15 protein-coding genes are annotated in these 16,346 nt (G+C 70.0%); 5 read left to right on the forward strand and 10 right to left on the reverse strand.

The genetic code is table 11. The features are described from left to right. Position 1: 1 nt before the first annotated feature. Both ABD810_RS32165 and ABD810_RS32170 read left to right on the forward strand, forming a co-directional pair. Positions 2–850 carry an ABC transporter permease gene (locus tag ABD810_RS32165; RefSeq protein WP_344949364.1) on the forward strand — a complete coding sequence of 283 codons (849 nt, stop codon included), beginning with the start codon at positions 2–4 and terminating at the stop codon, positions 848–850. Positions 851–859: 9 nt separating this feature from the next. Beyond that, the gene (locus ABD810_RS32170) at positions 860–1,636 is read left to right on the forward strand and encodes an ABC transporter ATP-binding protein (RefSeq protein ID WP_344949366.1); all 777 of its coding nucleotides are present in this window, start codon (positions 860–862) and stop codon (positions 1,634–1,636) included. A 68-nt stretch (positions 1,637–1,704) separates the two neighbouring features. Here the strand turns inward: ABD810_RS32170 and ABD810_RS32175 are convergent, their stop codons facing one another. The 6 genes from ABD810_RS32175 to ABD810_RS32200 all read right to left on the reverse strand — a co-directional run bounded on the left by ABD810_RS32175 (position 1,705) and on the right by ABD810_RS32200 (position 9,389). Next, positions 1,705–2,301, reverse strand: coding sequence for a GTP-binding protein (locus ABD810_RS32175; RefSeq protein WP_344949369.1), 597 nt, complete (start codon positions 2,299–2,301; stop codon positions 1,705–1,707). Beyond that, a complete protein-coding gene (locus tag ABD810_RS32180; RefSeq protein ID WP_425566993.1) occupies positions 2,282–2,743 on the reverse strand; it encodes a DUF742 domain-containing protein in 462 nt (153 codons plus the stop codon). The genes ABD810_RS32175 and ABD810_RS32180 overlap by 20 nt, the downstream gene beginning before the upstream one ends. Before the next feature lie 23 nt (positions 2,744–2,766). Further along, on the reverse strand, positions 2,767–3,189 hold the full coding sequence (locus ABD810_RS32185) for a roadblock/LC7 domain-containing protein (RefSeq protein ID WP_114028917.1): 423 nt from the start codon (positions 3,187–3,189) through the stop codon (positions 2,767–2,769). After that, positions 3,186–6,356, reverse strand: a complete 3,171-nt coding sequence (locus tag ABD810_RS32190) for a sensor histidine kinase (RefSeq protein WP_344949371.1) — start codon at positions 6,354–6,356, stop codon at positions 3,186–3,188. Before ABD810_RS32190 ends, ABD810_RS32185 begins: the two co-directional genes overlap by 4 nt. 239 nt (positions 6,357–6,595) lie before the next feature. Continuing rightward, positions 6,596–8,026 (reverse strand): aminobutyraldehyde dehydrogenase, encoded by a 1,431-nt coding sequence (locus ABD810_RS32195; protein ID WP_344949373.1) that lies wholly within the window; start codon positions 8,024–8,026, stop codon positions 6,596–6,598. Between the two features lie 76 nt (positions 8,027–8,102). Continuing rightward, positions 8,103–9,389 (reverse strand): glycosyltransferase, encoded by a 1,287-nt coding sequence (locus ABD810_RS32200; RefSeq protein ID WP_344949375.1) that lies wholly within the window; start codon positions 9,387–9,389, stop codon positions 8,103–8,105. A gap of 134 nt (positions 9,390–9,523) precedes the next feature. On the opposite strand from ABD810_RS32200, the gene ABD810_RS32205 reads away from it, so the two are divergent. After that, the gene (locus ABD810_RS32205; protein ID WP_344949378.1) at positions 9,524–10,135 is read left to right on the forward strand and encodes a TetR/AcrR family transcriptional regulator; all 612 of its coding nucleotides are present in this window, start codon (positions 9,524–9,526) and stop codon (positions 10,133–10,135) included. A gap of 2 nt (positions 10,136–10,137) precedes the next feature. On the opposite strand, the gene ABD810_RS32210 is transcribed toward ABD810_RS32205, so the two are convergent. The 4 genes from ABD810_RS32210 to ABD810_RS32225 are packed head-to-tail and all read right to left on the reverse strand — an operon-like array spanning position 10,138 to position 14,053. After that, positions 10,138–11,202, reverse strand: a complete 1,065-nt coding sequence (locus ABD810_RS32210; protein WP_344949381.1) for an ABC transporter ATP-binding protein — start codon at positions 11,200–11,202, stop codon at positions 10,138–10,140. Continuing rightward, positions 11,199–11,972, reverse strand: a complete 774-nt coding sequence (locus ABD810_RS32215) for an ABC transporter permease (RefSeq protein ID WP_344949384.1) — start codon at positions 11,970–11,972, stop codon at positions 11,199–11,201. The genes ABD810_RS32210 and ABD810_RS32215 overlap by 4 nt, the downstream gene beginning before the upstream one ends. Further along, positions 11,965–12,903, reverse strand: coding sequence for an ABC transporter permease (locus ABD810_RS32220; RefSeq protein WP_344949386.1), 939 nt, complete (start codon positions 12,901–12,903; stop codon positions 11,965–11,967). The genes ABD810_RS32215 and ABD810_RS32220 overlap by 8 nt, the downstream gene beginning before the upstream one ends. 13 nt (positions 12,904–12,916) lie before the next feature. Further along, positions 12,917–14,053, reverse strand: coding sequence for a polyamine ABC transporter substrate-binding protein (locus tag ABD810_RS32225; protein ID WP_344949389.1), 1,137 nt, complete (start codon positions 14,051–14,053; stop codon positions 12,917–12,919). A 206-nt stretch (positions 14,054–14,259) separates the two neighbouring features. On the opposite strand from ABD810_RS32225, the gene ABD810_RS32230 reads away from it, so the two are divergent. Continuing rightward, complete coding sequence (locus ABD810_RS32230; protein ID WP_344949392.1) at positions 14,260–15,357, forward strand: hypothetical protein; 1,098 nt, start codon at positions 14,260–14,262, stop codon at positions 15,355–15,357. After that, positions 15,354–16,310, forward strand: a complete 957-nt coding sequence (locus ABD810_RS32235; RefSeq protein ID WP_344949395.1) for an SIS domain-containing protein — start codon at positions 15,354–15,356, stop codon at positions 16,308–16,310. The genes ABD810_RS32230 and ABD810_RS32235 overlap by 4 nt, the downstream gene beginning before the upstream one ends. Positions 16,311–16,346: the final 36 nt, after the last annotated feature.

The following is a 16,346-nucleotide window of genomic DNA, read 5'->3' on the forward strand; positions in this document are numbered from 1 at the left end:
CGTGACCGACCTGCACGACGGAGCCGGTCCCTCTCCGGCGTCCGCGAACGGAACCGTACGGCACGGCCTCGGCTCGGTGATCAGGCGCGTATGGCTGGTCCCGATCGTGATCATCGCCTGGGAGCTCGGCACCCGGCAGGCGGAGTCGCCCTTCTTCCCGCCGCCGTCCCGGATCCTCGTCCACATGCACGAACTGTGGTTCTCCGGACCGGCGAGCGCCCTCTATCTGACCGAAGAGGCGAGCGCCAACTTCCTGCCGAGCATCGGGCGGCTGTTCAGCGGCTGGGCGCTGGCCTGCATACTCGGGATCGTTCTCGGGATCGCCCTGGGACGTTCCAGGACGCTGTTCGACTACGTCAACCCGATCTTCGAGTTCGCGAGGGCGATCCCGCCGCCGGCGCTCATCCCGCTCTTCATCATCATCTTCAAAATCGGCACGCCGATGCAGCTGGCGACGATCGTCTACACGGTGATCTGGCCGATCCTGATCAACACGATCGACGGGGCCCGTTACCTGGACAGCCTTCACTCCGAAACGGCGCAGGTCTTCCGGCTGAGCAGGGCGCAGCGGTTCTTCAGGATCATCCTGCCGGCCGCCGCACCCAAGATCTTCGCCGGCATGCGCGTGAGCCTTTCGATGGCGGTGATCTTGATGGTCGTCTCCGAACTGGTCGGCGCCCTCAATGGGATCGGCTACCTGATCCAGGCCAAGCAGCAGACCTTGGACCTGGCCGGGATGTGGGGTGGCATGGTCCTGCTCGGCCTTCTCGGCTACGTGTTGAACGGGACCTTCCTGTTCGTGGAGCGACACGTCCTTTCCTGGCACCGGCAAGCCCGGCAGACGAACTAAGGAACCACCGTGCTCGATGTCGTCAACCTGCGTCATACGTACGGCGAAGGACCGAACGCCCACCAAGCCCTCGGCGGGATCGACCTGAAGGTCGCCGAAGGGGAGCTGGTGTGCGTCGTCGGCCCGTCCGGCTGCGGGAAGTCCACGCTGCTGCGTTCCATCGCCGGGCTCATCCAGCCCACCGAAGGCCAGATCCGCATCCGCGACACCACGGTGGCGGAGACCCCGGGTGACCTGGCCGTCGTGTTCCAGGACTACAGCCGGTCCCTGTTCCCCTGGATGTCGGTCGGCGACAACGTGGCCCTGCCGCTGCGCCAGCGCGGACAGGACCGCGCCGCCCGGCGCCAGGCCGCCGCCGAGGCGCTGGAAGCGGTGGGCCTTCCCTCCGCGGCCGGCAAGTACCCGTGGGAGCTGTCCGGCGGCATGCAGCAGCGCGTGGCCATCGCCCGCGCCCTCGCCTACCGCCCCTCACTGCTGCTCATGGACGAGCCCTTCGGCTCCGTGGACGCCCAGACCCGCGAGGACCTTGAGGATCTCGTGCTCAGCGTGCGCCGGCACCACCGCATGACCATCCTGCTCATCACCCACGACATCGACGAGAGCGTGTACGTCGGAGACCGGGTGGTGGTGCTCACGAAGTCCCCGGCGCGGGTCGCCGGTGAACTGGCGGTCGACCTGCCGTCCCCGCGCGACCAGATCGCCACCCGGCAGCTTCCGGCCTTCGTGCGCCTGCGTGCCGAGGTCGGGCGGCTGGTACGCGACAAGCAGCAGCACTCCGAGGCCTAGCCGGCAGGCGGGCCTGGGAGTGGCGTTCCCGGCCGGATCACCCGCCTACGGCGGTCCCGGCCGGGAGCTCAGCGGCCTCCCCAGCCGGGGACCGCCACCCGCATCGTCAGGGCGTGCTCGACCAGGGCGATGAGGGTGCTCTTCACCGAGTCGCGCGAACGGGCGTCGGTCCGTACGAGGGGGATGTGCGGGGCCAGCGTGAGCGCCTCGCGCACCTCCTCGTCGGCGTGGGCGTAGCGGCCGTCCCAGCCGTTGATACCGACCACGAACGGAAGCTGCGCCTCCTCGAAGTAGTCGATCGCGGGGAAGCAGTCGGCCAGGCGGCGGGTGTCGACGAGCACGACGGCGCCGATGGCGCCGCGGACCAGGTCGTCCCACATGAACCAGAACCGGTGCTGGCCGGGCGTGCCGAACAGATAGAGGATCAGATCCTGGTCGAGCGACACGCGGCCGAAGTCCATGGCCACGGTCGTGGTGGTCTTGTGGGGGGTCAACCCCAGATCGTCGATGCCGGCGCTGGCGTCGGTCATGACCGCCTCGGTGGTGAGGGGGACGATCTCCGACACCGCGCCCACGAAGGTGGTCTTGCCGACGCCGAACCCCCCCGCCACGACGATCTTCGTCGACGTCAGCGCCGCGCCACGGCTAGAGCCTGCGAAGTCCACTGAGAACCCTTTCGAGCAAGTTGAGGTCCGGCTTCCCCGTGTCCAGTTGCGGGTGGTGCACCTGGACGAGGCCCTCGGCCGCCATGTCGGCGATCACGACGCGGGCCACGCCCAAGGGCATGCGCAGCATCGCGGCGATCTCGGCGACCGACCGCACCTGGCGGCACAGCGTGCTGATCGCCTGCTTCTCGGGAGTGAGGATTGAAAGATCCTGATGTACCGATGTGGAGGAGGAGACGAGCGCCTCCATGGCGAGCGCGGTGCGAGGGGCGGTGCGGCCCCCCGTCATGGCGTACGGCCGGACCAGGGAACTCTGTTCCATCGGTTCCGGCCCGGGAAGAGGGGCCACCGCGCCGGAAAACCGGCGGGGGTCCTCGATCGGCGGGTACGGCGATCCGCCGCTCAGCGGATCGCCGTCTTCAGTCCAGCCGCGGCGTGCCACAGCGTCCTCCTGTCATCGGCCTCTCACCTAGGTTGAGATGCCTGGAGTTCGGCACGCACAGCCGGGGTCAGCACCTGACCTGCACGCTCGACCAACAACGTCATCTGGTAGGCGACCAGGCCCATGTCACAGTCGGCGGCTGCCAGCACCGCGAGGCACGAACCATCGCTGACCGACATGATCAGCAACAGGCCCCGCTGCATCTCCACCACGGTCTGGGTGACCGCTCCACCCTCGAAGACCCGGGAGGCCCCCTGCGTCAGGCTGATCAAACCCGCGGCCACCGCGGCCAACTGGTCCGCCCGGTCCTTGGGAAAACCCTCTGAGAAGGCCAGTGGCAGCCCGTCGGCCGATACCACGACTGTGTGCGCCACGCCTGGGACGTTGTTCACAAAGTCGGTGATCAGCCAGTTGACTCCACGGGCGGCCTGGCTCAGCTCCCTCACGAGTCCTCCTTGTTACGTTCAAGATGTGTGTTAGGGGAAAGGTCATCGTTCAGCTCGCCGCGAGCGGCGGCCCGGCCTTTCCGCACTCCCTGCTGGAAACTCGACAGCCGGCTGCGCACCCGATCGGGCGAGAGCGACGGCGGGGGGGTGAGGACCGCGGGCCCGGTCTCGGCCGACCCGGGCACCAGGTTGGCCTTGGGCACGCGTTTCGGCAGCCCTGAGGGGGTGATTCCTCCGAGGGAGGGCTCCTTCGCCGCCTGGGCCGCCTGCCAGCCCGCGTCGCCCGGAGATGACCACGTCCTGGTATCCACCGGCTCGTCCACGACGGGCTCCTCGACCTCCTGCTCCGGCGACTGCGTAGCCGAATGCACCATTTCGTCCTGCCATGGCGCCGCCGAGTGGCGGGGCGCGGGCTCGTCCGTACGCCGGAACCAGTCGGACTCGACGGCCGCGAAGATCGGCAGGAACTCGTCCCCGCCGTCCAGGGGGGAGCTGTGGACGGCGGGCAGGGGGCCGGTGTGGTCCATGTCGGGCACCGCTCCGAACGACCGGCCCGACCTGTCGACCGGGCCGGTGCCGGAAACGCCGTTCATGGGGCCGGAGAACCCACCGCCGGTCATCGGGCCAGAGAGCCCGCCACCGGTCAGCGGACCGGACGGCCCGCCACCGGCCGGAGGGACGGCGGGCCAGGAGGCGGTGTCCTGGTTGGCCAGGTCGGACGACCACGCAGGAGCGCTGCCGGGAGGCGGCGTGTCCGCGGGCCACGGGGTGTCGAGCGGCGGGTTGGGGTTGAAGTAGCGGTCGAACGGGTCCTCGTCGGCGGCGTCCTGCTCGAACGGCCCGCGTCCGTCGGGAGGCGTGGCGCCGAACGGGTCGCGCGGGCGCGGAGCCGGGCGCTCGAAGGCGTCGCGTGCGGGGGCCGGTGGGCGTTCGAACGGGTCACGTTCGAAGGGACCGCGTTCGAAGGGGCCGCGGTTCACCGAGCCGGCGGCCGCGCCGACCCCGGGGGCATCGGCTCCGAAGACCGGAGCGCGCATTCCGCGCGAGGCGGGGTTCTCGAAGCCGCTGGGAGGGGTGAACGCCCCGGCGTCGAACGAGGACGCCTGCGGCGGCGCACCGAACTGGCCGGCGCCCATGGCGGCCTCCGCGGGCATGCCGGCGGGCATGCCGGGGTACTGCGGCGCGCCCGGCGCGGACAGCAGCGTCTCGGGCAGCACGACCATGGCGTTCAGGCCGCCTGTGTCCTGCTGGCGGAGCTGCACGCGGATGTTGTGGCGCAGCGCCAGGCGGCCGACCACGAACAGGCCCATCCGGCGGGACACCGAGACGTCCACGACGGGCGGGTTGGCCAGACGCCAGTTGGACTCGGCGAGTTCGTCGGCCGTCATGCCGATGCCGCTGTCGCTGACGGAGATCATCACGCCGCCGCCGTCGATGCGGTTGCTCGACACCACGACCTTGGTGTCGCGGGGCGAGAAGGAGATGGAGTTCTCCACCAGCTCGGCGACCAGGTGGACGACGTCGTTGACCGCCTGGCCCACCACGGCCATCCCCGACTGCACGCGGACGTCGACGCGCTCGTAGTTCTCCACCTCGGAGAGCGAGGCGCGGACGATGTCGACGATCGGCACCGGCTGGCTCCACCGGCGCGCGGTCTCCTGCCCGGCGAGGACCAGGAGGTTCTCGCTGTTGCGGCGCATGCGGGTGGCCAGGTGGTCCAGTTTGAACAGGTTGGCGAGCCGGTTCTCGTCCTGCTCGCCCTGCTCCAGCCCGTCGATCAGGGTGAGCTGGCGCTCGACCAGCGTCTGGCTGCGCCGGGAGAGGTTGACGAACATCGAGTTGACGTTGCTGCGCAGGCGGGCCTCGTCGCCCGCCAGGCGGATCGCCTCGCGGTGGACCTCGTCGAAGGCCCGGGCGACCTCTCCCATCTCGTCGCGTGAGGTGACGCCGATGGGGACCACCTCGGCGGTCGGGCTGCTGTCGGTGCTCTCTCGCAACCGCTGGACCGTTTCCGGCAGCCGGGAGCCGGCGATCTCCAGCGCCTCGGCCCGCAGCCGGCGAAGCGGCCGGGTCAGGGAACTCGCGACCACGGCGGTGATGATCAGAACGAGGAGCAGCAGGACGAGGATCAGGCCGCCGGAGATCAGGGCCTGGCGCTGCGCGTCCTCCTGCAGTGTCCGGCTCTGCTGGACGACGGAGCCGACCAGCCGCTCCTCCACCTTGCGCATGCGGTCGGCGACGGCCGAGGTGGCGTTGTACCAGCGGGCGGTGTCGTTGGCGCTGATCGGGTCGAGGTCCTGGATCTCCTTGAACTGGCGCAGCTGCGCCAGTGCCAGGGCGCGCATCCAGTCGGCCTTGTCGACGTCCTGCCCGCGAACGGTGTCGTTGTAGTACTTCACGTCGGCGGGCGTGGCCTCGGCCAGGAACGTGGCCGTCTCGCTCTGCTGGCGGCTCCAGGAGCCGGGGAAGTCGACGAAGTCGTCGTAGTCGAAGCCGCCGCCGTTCCTGCCGAGCGTGGTGAGGCTCACCGTCATGAGGCCTCGCTGACGGGAGACCTCTTCCTTGGCACGGCTGAGGGCGGCAAGAGCGATGCTGTCACCGAAGAGGCGCTGGTCGTTGCCGGAGGTGCCCAGCTCACCCTGCATCGATCCGAGGACGGTGACGAGCCGCGAGTACATACCGAGCGCGGCTCGCGAGGGCACGCTGGCGTCGGCGATACGCGTACGGAGACCGGGAAGGCCTTCCAGCCAGCGGCGGATCTGCTCGGCCTCCGCGCGGACACGCGCGGTGTGGGAGGTGTCGAGGCCGGAGACGGCGGACAGGACCGGCTCCCTGGCCTTGTCGACGGCGTCCTGCTGGGTCCTGACCCTCTTGAACCGCGCCTGGCGCCGCCCTTCGGCGATGTACAGGGCCGTGAGGTCGCGTTCCTTGTCCACCTCGTGGATGAGCACATCGATCTTCTGCACGAGTTCGGCGACCTCGGTGAGGCGGCGGTACTCGGAGGAGGTCGCGATGGCGTTCGTGAGCTGCACGGCGCCGAGGATGACGCCGACGATCGTGGGGATGATGATGAGGGCCACGAGTCGCGATCGGACGCGCCAGTTCTGGAGCCGGAGCCAGCTTCCGCCCTGACTTGTGCGCGCCACGGACGGCCCGGACCGCTCCACACGGTCACCCTGACCTGGGTTACCCCGAGGGTCTTCTGTCCTCACTGGTTTTCGCAACCTCTCACCAAGCCTGGCGTGCAGGGGGGTACGTCACGCGCGAGGCGCATGAGACGTCCGAGACATCCATCAGGCGAGGGTAATTGGAGCACACCCTTACCAGATCGGCCAACAGCACATTCACGAACAAATAGCCATATATGGCTAGATTCCTGGATAAAACACTCTTCTCGCTTCCGTAACTATGCGGGACGGAACCCGTCACGGGCCTCCGAAGCGGCGTGTTTGATCATCAGGTGCCTGGTCACCGAATACTCCTGGACGGCTTCCTGGCTCATGTCCTTGCCGAAGCCGCTTCCCTTGACCCCGCCGTGCGGCGCCTCCGAGGCGATCGGCAGGTGGTCGTTGATCCAGGTGACGCCCACGTCAAGCTGGTGGGCCACCCGAAGGGCCCGCCCCACGTCCCGCGACCACACCGAGGACGCGAGCCCGTACGGAGTGTCATTGGCCAGCCGGACCGCCTCGTCCTCGTCCGAGAACGGGAGCACGACCAGCACCGGCCCGAAGAGCTCGCCCTGGACGATCTCGCTGTCCTGGGCCGCGCCGGCGACCAGCGTGGGCGGGTAGAAGAACCCGGGTCCCTCCGGGACGGCCCCGCCGCACAGGATCCGGGCGCCCCCGGCCACGGCCCGCTCCACGAATCCGTGCACGCGTGCCCGGTGGCCTTCGGAGATGAGCGGCCCGATGTCGGTCGACGCGTCCCAGGGGTCGCCCATCTGGATGGCCGCCAGCGTCGCCCTGAGCGCCTCCACCGTCTCGTCGTACACCCCGCGCTCCACGTACACGCGTGTCGCGGCCGTGCAGTCCTGCCCGGTGTTGTAGGTGGCGCCCATGGACACCCCCCTGGCCATCTCGGCCAGGTCCGCGTCCCCGAACACCAGCGCGGGCGCCTTGCCGCCCAGCTCCAGGTGCACGCGCTTGAGCCCTGAGCGCGCGTCGCCGGGGTCGCCGGCCGCGCGCCGCATCACCGAACGGCCGGTGGCGGTCGAGCCGGTCACGCTGATCATGTCGATCCCGGGGTCCGCGACCAGGGCCTCCCCCACCTCGGCGTCTCCGGTCACGACGTGGACGAGCCCTTCGGGGAAGCCCGCCTTCGCGATCAGCTCCGCCAGGCGCGACGTCGTGCCCGGAGTCTGCGGGGCGGGCTTGATGACCGCGCCGTTGCCCGCGGCCAGCGCCGGGCCGAGCTTCCAGACCGCCATCACCAGCGGGAAGTTCCACGGGGTGATGGAGGCCACGACCCCGATCGGGCGGCGCACGAGCACCGAGGTGTAGCCGGAGCTCAGGACGCCCGCGCCCGTGCCGTCGAGGGATCGGGCCGCCCCGGCGAAGAACCGCAGGTTGTCCACCGCGAAGGGCAGCTCACCGTCGCGGAACACCGTGGCCGGCTTGCCCGTCTCCGCCACCTCAAGGCGGGTCAGCTCCTCGGCGTCCGCCTCGACGAGATCGGCCAGGCGCAGCATCACCCGCGACCGTTCGGCCGGGGTCGCCGCCGACCACTGCCGGTAGGCGTCCCGCGCCTCACGTACGGCTCGCGCGACCTCACCGAGCGGTGAGTCGGGCACCCCGGCCAGGCGCTCTCCGGTGGCGGGGTTGACGGGTGTCCTGCTCATGGTGCTCTTTCCTAGACGGGTCGGTGCGGCGGGTCCCCGTACCGGCGGGCGGTACGGGGACCGGCGTGAGCGGTGCTCAGGCGGAGGCGGCGGTGCGGGTCGCCGTCTCCTCGATGAGGTCGGCGGCCTTGCGCAGGCCGTCCCGGCGGCGGATCTCCTCGCCCGCCTCCGCCAGGCGTGCCCGCAGCGCGGTGTCGCCGGTCAGCCTCTCCAGCGCGCCGGTGAGCTCCTCGTCGGTGAAGGTGTAGGTCGAGAGCCGCACCCCGTAGCCGAGCTCGTGGATGCGCTGGGCGTTGTCGTACTGGTCCCAGAACAGCGGCAGCGCGATCATCGGCTTGCCGAAGTGCAGCGCCTCGGTGGTGGTGTTGTTGCCGCCGTGGGTGATGACCACGTCCACCATCGGGAGGATCTTCGTCTGCGGTACGAGCTCCGCGCCCCACATGTTGTCGGCGAGCTTGATCTCCTCGTGGAGCGGGCCCTTGGACACGATGAACCGGTGGGGCGTGGTGGCGAGCACGTCGAGGACCCGCTGCATCAGCTGCACGTCGGCGGAGCCCAGCGAGCCGAGGGAGAAGTAGACCAGCGCGCCCTCACGGTCGGCCAGCGAGGCGGGCAGCTCGAAGGACTCGTCGGTCTCGCGGACCGAGGAGTCCAGGCGGTGCCACGACGCGCCGAGCGGGCGGGCGTCGGTGTAGTCGGCGATCTCGGGGTACACGTACAGGTTCAGGTCGCCCTCGTGGATGAACTCCAGCTCGGGCAGCGCCGGGGCGCCCTGCTCCACGACCCACTCGTTGAACGCGGTCCAGATCTCCCGGTGGGTGCGGTCGTACTCCGCGCGGAAGGCGTCCCACTCGCCGCGGTCGTCGGCGGGCAGGCCGCTGAACACCGGCGCGACGCCGTCGCCCTTCACCTCCAGCGGGTTGCAGGAGACGATGCGCACGAACGGCTTGCCCGCCGTGAGCAGCGCGGGAAAGGTGATCACGTTGTCCTCGACGATGACGTCGGGGTTCACGCGCTCGATGATCGCCTTGAGCTGCGGCTCGCAGTACTTCGCCCCGTCGATCAGCGCGTCCCAGATCGGCTTGGTGACGGTCTCCAGCTGCGCCAAGGTGGACTTGCGGTACTCCGGCGCGGTGTCGCGGATGAAGTCCTTCCAGAACTGCCCGGCGTCCTGCTCCTCCTCGGCCGGCGGGGCCAGGTCGACGAGGTCCTCCTCGAAGCCCAGGGCCGTCAGCTTGCCCTTCCACGACGCCTCCGCGGCGAACACCACGCGGTGCCCGCGGCGCCGCAGGATGTCGCCGATGCCGACGCAGTTGTTCGTGGGCCCGTAGGCGCTTTCCGGCATGAACAGGATGGTTGCCATCAGTACTCCATCGAAATTGAAGAAGGATTCAAATACATGGGGGCAGAGCCGGAGGGTAACCAGGCGGCTATGGCCTGAAGCGGATGAGGCGTTTTAGACTTCATCTTCAACAACGGGGCATAGGGGAGGCTGGCATGAGCTCGCGCAAGAGCCGAGCGGACCGGCGGGTGGACCTGATCGAGGCCGCCCGGCGAGCGATCCTCCGTCACGGCACCCAGGGGGTCCATCTCAATCACGTGGCCGAGGAAGCCGGGCTGACATCGGGCGCGGTGCTCTACCACTACCCCGACCTGAGCGAGCTTCTGGTCGAGGCCCACCACGCCGGGATGGAGCGGTTCTACGAGCTGCGCGTCAAGCGCATCGCACGGTTGACCGACCCCGCGGAGAAGCTGGTGGTCACGGTCCACTCCGGGCTGCCGGTCGGCCCCGACGACCCGGGCGTGCGGCTGCTCAACGAGCTCGGCGGCGCGGCGGCCCGCAACCGCACCTACGCCGTCCTGCTCACCACGCTTTACGACCGGCAGGTCGCGATGTACCAGACGATCCTGGACACCGGTGCCGCGCTCGGCGTGTTCACCCTCACCGAGGACTCGGTGGCGATCTCCCGCAACCTGGTCGCGCTGGAGGACGCCTACGGCTACCGCATCACGGCCCGCCACCCGGTGATCGGGCCCGGCGAGGCGGCGGAGCTCATCCTGGGTTACGCCCGTACCGTCACCGGCAACACGCTCGAAGCCATCCACTGACGTCACCGCGCGATCAGCACCGCGTCCGAGGCCGACCAGCCGAGGGCGACCTCCGCGCCCGCCCGCACCCGGGTGGGCCCCTGCGCGGCGACCAGGATCGGCCGGTCGTGGCCGGGCACCCGCACCGCGATGTGGGACACGCCTCCGTAGAAGCTCACGTCCGCGACGACCCCGCGGAGGGTCCCGGTCTCGCCGAGCCGTATGGACTCCGGCCGCACGCCCAGCAGCGCCGGGGCACCGGCCGCGAAGCCGCCCTCGGCGGGCAGCGTGCCGAGGCCCGGTACGGACAGGCCGCCGCCGGCGGCGGTTCCCTCGAACAGGTTGTTGTCCCCGATGAAGCCGGCCACGAAGGCCGTGCCGGGCCGCTCGTACAGCCGCACGGGCGCGTCGACCTGCTGGACCCGGCCCCCGTCCAGGACGGCGATGCGGTCGGCGAGCGACATCGCCTCCTCCTGGTCGTGGGTGACCACGACGAAGGTGATGCCGACCTCGTGCTGCAGGCGCTTGAGCTCCAGCTGCATCTCGGCGCGCACCTTCTTGTCCAGCGCCGACAGCGGCTCGTCGAGCAGGAGCAGGCGGGGGCGCTTGACGATGGCCCTGGCCAGCGCGACGCGCTGACGCTGCCCGCCGGACAGCTGGTGGGGGCGCCGGTTCGCCTGCTCGCCGAGCCCGACGGTCGCGAGCACCTCCCGCACGCGGGACGCGACCTCGGCCCGGGCCAGCCCCTCGCGCTCCAGCCCGTAGGCGACGTTCTTGGCGACGGTCATGTGGGGGAACAGCGCGTACGACTGGAACATCAGGTTGACCGGGCGGCGGTGCGCCGGGCGCGACAGCAGGTCGGCGCCGTCGAGCGTGACGGTGCCGCTGTCGGGTGACTCGAACCCCGCGAGGATGCGCAGCAGCGTGGTCTTGCCGCAGCCGCTCGGGCCGAGGAGGGCGAAGAACTCGCCCTGCCGGATGTCCAGGGTGACGTCGTCCAGGGCGGTGACGTCGCCGAACCGCCGCGACACGCCCTCGATGCCCACCAGGGTCTCGGGGAGGACGGGTGCCTCCGGAACAGCACTCATGAAACGGACTCCGTCAGTCGGGTCATCCGCTGGGCGACGATGATCACGGTGAAGCTCACCGCGAGCAGGATCGTCGCCAGCGCGTTGATCTCAGGGGTGACCCCGAAGCGCACCATCGAGTAGATGACGATGGGCAGCGTCGGCTCGGTCGGGGCCGCGGTGAAGAAGGCGATCACGAACTCGTCCAGGGACAGCGTGAACGCCAGCAGCGCTCCCGCGGCGATGCCGGGGGCCAGCGTCGGCAGGGTGATCCGGGCGAAGGTGGCCAGCGGCGAGGCGCCGAGGTCGCGGGACGCCTCCTCCAGCGAGGTGTCGGCGTGGGTCAGCCGGGTGCGCACGACGGCGGCCACGAACGCCATGCCGAAGACCGTGTGGGCGAGGATCACCGAGTGCAGCCCCAGCGTCATCTTGACCGCCGCGTAGAAGACCAGCAGGCCGATCGCGACCACCAGGTCCGGCAGCACGGCTGGCAGCAGGCCCAGCGCGTCGAGCAGCCGGGACCGGGTGTGGCGGGCCATCCCCACGGCGAGCAGCGTGCCGAGCACGGTCGACAGGACGGTGGCTCCCACGGCGACGATCAGCGTGTTGATCAGGCCGTTCCTGATCGTGTCGTCGGTGGCCAGCTCGCCGTACCACTTCAGGCTGAGCCCTTCGAAGACGTACGGCGACTTGCCGGCGTTGAACGACATCACCACCAGCACGATGATGGGCGTGTAGAGGAAGACGTAGGTCGCCCAGAAGGGCACGTAGATCAGGCGCCGTTCACGCACGACGGCCCTCCGTCCCGCCGTACGTCCGAGACGCCCATGCCTGCAGGAACAGCAGGACGATCAGCACGGCGATGACCGCCAGTGCCAGCGTCGCGCCGAACGGCCAGTCACGCGCCTTGAGGAACTGGTCCCTGACCAGGTTGCCGACCATGATCGAGCGGCCTCCGCCGAGGATCTCGGGGATCACGAAGTTGCCGAGGCAGGGCACGAAGACGAAGACGCAGCCGGTGAGCACCCCCGGCAGGGTGAGCGGAAGCGTCACCGACAGGAAGGTGCGCGACGGACGCGCCCCGAGGTTCGCCGACGCCTCACGAAGCTGCGGATCCAGCCGCTCGATCGCCGCGTACAACGGAAGGATCATCAGGGGGAGGTAGGAGTAGAGCAGCCCCGTGACGATGGTGCCCTCGTTGTAGAGGAGCTGGATCGGCTTGTCGATCAGGCCGATGCCGGTGAGGGTCTCGTTCACCAGGCCCGGCCCGCTGAGCAGGATGACCCAGGCGTAGACCCGGATCACGAAGTTGGTCCAGAACGGCAGGACCACCGCCAGCAGCGCGATGGTCTTCCACTTACGGGGGAGCTGGGCGATGACGTAGGCCGTCGGGTAGCCGATCAGCAACGCGATCAGCGTGGTGACCGCGGCGGTCCGCACCGAGCTGAGAACGATGTCGAAGTAGAGCGGATCGAACAGACGGGTGAAGTTCTCGCCCGTCGCCTCGTACACCACCCCGCCGAACCGCCCCCGCCGGAAGATCGTGTAGCTGAGGATCAGGGCGAGCGGGACCAGCAGGAAGACGATCAGGTAGCCGAGTCCCGGGCCGAGGAACACAAGGCGGGCGCCCAGTCGGCCGAGGGCACGGGACCGGCGCGGTGACCGGCCCGTGGAGGGGCCGGTCACCGCGCCGGGTCGTGCGACATCGTGCTTGGTAGTCAAGTCGCAACCGTCGCTACTGGTTCGCCGAGATCTCGGTGGAGAGCCTGGTGTACTTGGTCGAGGCCTCGCCGAGGTCGATGATCGACTCGCCCTTCAGCAGCTCCGCCGGGTTCATCCTCAGCGGCTCGTTGTCCTGCAGGAGCTTCTGGTTGTTCCGGGCGACCAGGTCCATCGCGGCCTTGTTGGGCACCTTGTACAGGATGTTCTCCGACACCCAGCTGTGGGTGGCCGGGTCGAGGATGTAGTTGATGAACGCGTGGGCGGCCTCCTTGTTCTTGGAGGACTTCATGATCACCATGGTGTCCGACCAGAGGTCGCTGCCCTCCTTGGGCACCACGAACTTGATCTTCGGGTTCGTGGTCGGGCACCAGCCGTCCCACGCCTCGACCATCGCCGCCTCACCCTTCTCCAGCTTGGCGCCGAAGGTGGTGTCGTCGTAGAGCATCCCCCACTCCTTGGCCTTGACCAGCAGGTCCTTCGCCTGGGCGATCTGCTTGTCGTCGGTGGAGTTGATGGAGTAGTTGAGGGACTTCAGCGCGGGAAGGGCCAGCCACCGCTCGGTGGTCATCATCGTGACCTTGCCCTTGAGCTCCGCCGGCGGGCTCAGAATATCGTTCCAACTCGTCGGCTTGGTCTTCACCAGGTCGGTGCGGTAGCAGATGCCCGTCGTCCCCCAGGTGTAGGGCACCGAGAACTTGTTGCCCTTGTCGAACGAGAGCTGCGACGCCTCGGGGTAGAGGTTGGCGAGGTTGGGGATGAGCTCCGGGTGGAGCGGCTCGAGCAGGCCCTGCTCGTTGAGCGCCTGGGCGTACTGACCCGATACGAACCCCACGTCGATACCGCTGTCCGTGTTCGTCGCGAGCTTGGCCATCGCCTCCTCGTTGGTGGCGTGGATGGCCGTCTTCATCTCGAAGCCCAGCTTGGCCTTGACCTTGTCACGCAGGTCCTTGGGGCTGTAGCCGTCCCAGATGGTGATGGTCAGGGACTGCTTGGTCAAGTCGGCGTTGGCGTTGAGCTGGTCGGTCGCCGCGGTCGGCGCGGCGCCGTCGGCGCTCGTCGAGCTGCCACCGCCACACGCCGCGAGAGCAAGCGCAAGTCCGGCGGCGACCGCCGCAGCCGGAAGACGACGGGTGTACCGGGTTCGCGACACGGCCGCTACTCCTTAGATTTTGATGGTTCTGAGGTACGCAAAGGCCGCAGTGCCTGACCTTCGCACGGCAGACCAAAGCAGGAGTGTTGCAGCACATATCAACATGAGCAAGACTTTGCCGGACATTGTTAGCTCGTAGTTTGGTTGCTGAGTTGAATCTGAGTTCAACAGATCCTGACGGTGGTCCGTCTCAAGGGCGAACGCCCGTGGCAGGTGACGGCACGACCGTACAGCTCGTCCACGCGCTGTCGGCGGGCGGGGATCCGCCGGAGGGCCACACGGTCCGCCGGTTCCACCCGCTGCCCGCCGTCGAGGACACGGCCACCGAGCGGGGCTTCGACGTCGACCAGACGAACCACTCGGTCGTGGTGGACGAGCGGGTGGTGGTCAAATGGCTCACCCCGCCGCTCGCCCTCCCCCAGCCCGCCCCCGAGGTCTTCGCCCACCTGACGGCCGTCGGGTTCACCGCGACCGCCCTGCCGTACGCCGCGCTGACGAGCCGCTCCCCCGGCGGCCCGGAGATGCTCGTCGCCCTGGTCACTGCCTACCTGCCGGACGCCAGGGACGGCTGGGAGTGGTGCCTGGACGAGGCCGTGGCCGGGCGTACCGCCTTCGCCGCCGACCTCGGGCGGCTCGCCGCCGACCTGCACGTGGCGATGGCCACCCCCTCGCCGGCGTTCCCCGGCCCGGTACGGACGGCCGGGTCCGGCGCCGGGTGGGCCGCGCGTGCCGAGCGGGCCCTGGGCGAGGCGCTGGCGCTGACCGGCGGGGAGGACGGCGCCTGGCTCGCCGGGCGGGTGGAGACGCTTTCCCGGGCGATGGAGCCGCTCACCCGCGTGAGCGCGACCCCGCTGATCCGCATCCACGGCGATCTGCACGTCGGCCAGACCCTCCGCTGGCGCGACGGCTACGCCGTCATCGACTTCGACGGCAACCCCACGGTCTCCGGCGCGGACCCCTTCCAGCCGGCGGCCCGCGACCTCGCGCAGCTCGGCACCAGCATCGAGCACGTGGCCCAGGTGGCCATCAAGCGCAGGGAGGCCGATCCGGACGAGACGGTACGGTGGGCCTCCGCCGCGCGCGGCATGCTGCTGTCGGCCTACCGCGAGCGCCTGGCCGCGCGTGGCGGGTCCGCGCTGCTCGACGAGGCGCTGCTCGGCCCGTTCGAGATCGAGCAGGAGTGCCGCGAGCTGATCTACGCCGCCCGCCACCTCCCCCGGTGGCGTTACGCCCCCATGGGCGTCCTCCGCGGCCGCTTCCCCGGCGCGGTGACCACCCCCTCCCCCTTCGAGGAGAACCTGTGAACCCCGAGCTGTACCTCGCCGATCTGGAGGCCAAGCCCGCCGCGCTCAACGCGCTGGCCGACTCCCTGGACGCGCGGGACCCGTTCGAAGGGCTGCCGGAGGGGATCCGGCGCGTGACCCTCCTCGGCATGGGCAGCTCACGCTACGCGGCGGGCGTGGCGGCGCTACGGCTGCGCGCGGCGGGCATCGACGCGGCCGCGGAGTACGGATCGGCCGCCCTCGGCTATCCACCCGCCGACGACACGCTGGTCGTGGCGATCTCGGCCACCGGAGGAAGCCGCGAGACCCTGGACGCGCTGTCGCGCTACCAGGGGAAGGCGCCGGTGCTGGCCCTGACCAACACGCCGGGGTCTCCGGTCACCGAGGGGGCGGACCTGGTCGTGGAGATGCTCGCGGGCCAGGAGCGCGGCGGTGTGTCCTGCCGCACCTTCCAGCACACGCTGGCGCTGCTGCTCGCGCTGCGTGCCCGGCTCACCGGCGCGGGAACCGGGATGTCCGGCCTGGTACGCCGGGCCGCCGACGCCACCTCCGACCTGCTGGACCGCCGGGGCGCCTGGCTGGCCGACGCGCTGACGCTCCTCGACGGGCCGCACGGCGTCTACACCATCGCGCCCGCCGAGCGGCTGTCGTCGGCCGAGCAGTCGGCGCTGATGTTCCGCGAGGGGCCGCGCCGACCCGCCGACGCCTGCGAGACGGGCGACTGGGCCCACGTGGACGTGTACCTGACCAAGACGATCGACTACCGGGCCATCCTGTTCCCGGGCTCCCGCTACGACGCGCAGGCGATGGACTGGGTGCGGCATCGGGGCTCGACCGTGCTGGCCGTGGGCGGCGCGGTGGAGGGCGCGCACGCCATCAGGTACGCGGGCGACGACGATCCCGACGTGGCGTTGCTGACCGAGACCCTCGTGGCCGAGCTGGTCGCGGGAACGTGGTGGGCCGGCTCCGCGTGAACCGCGGGCGCGCCCGCGTCAGGGTCCGATGGAACA

This window comes from Sphaerisporangium flaviroseum (assembly GCF_039537005.1).
Taxonomy (GTDB): Bacteria; Actinomycetota; Actinomycetes; order Streptosporangiales; family Streptosporangiaceae; genus Sphaerisporangium; species Sphaerisporangium flaviroseum.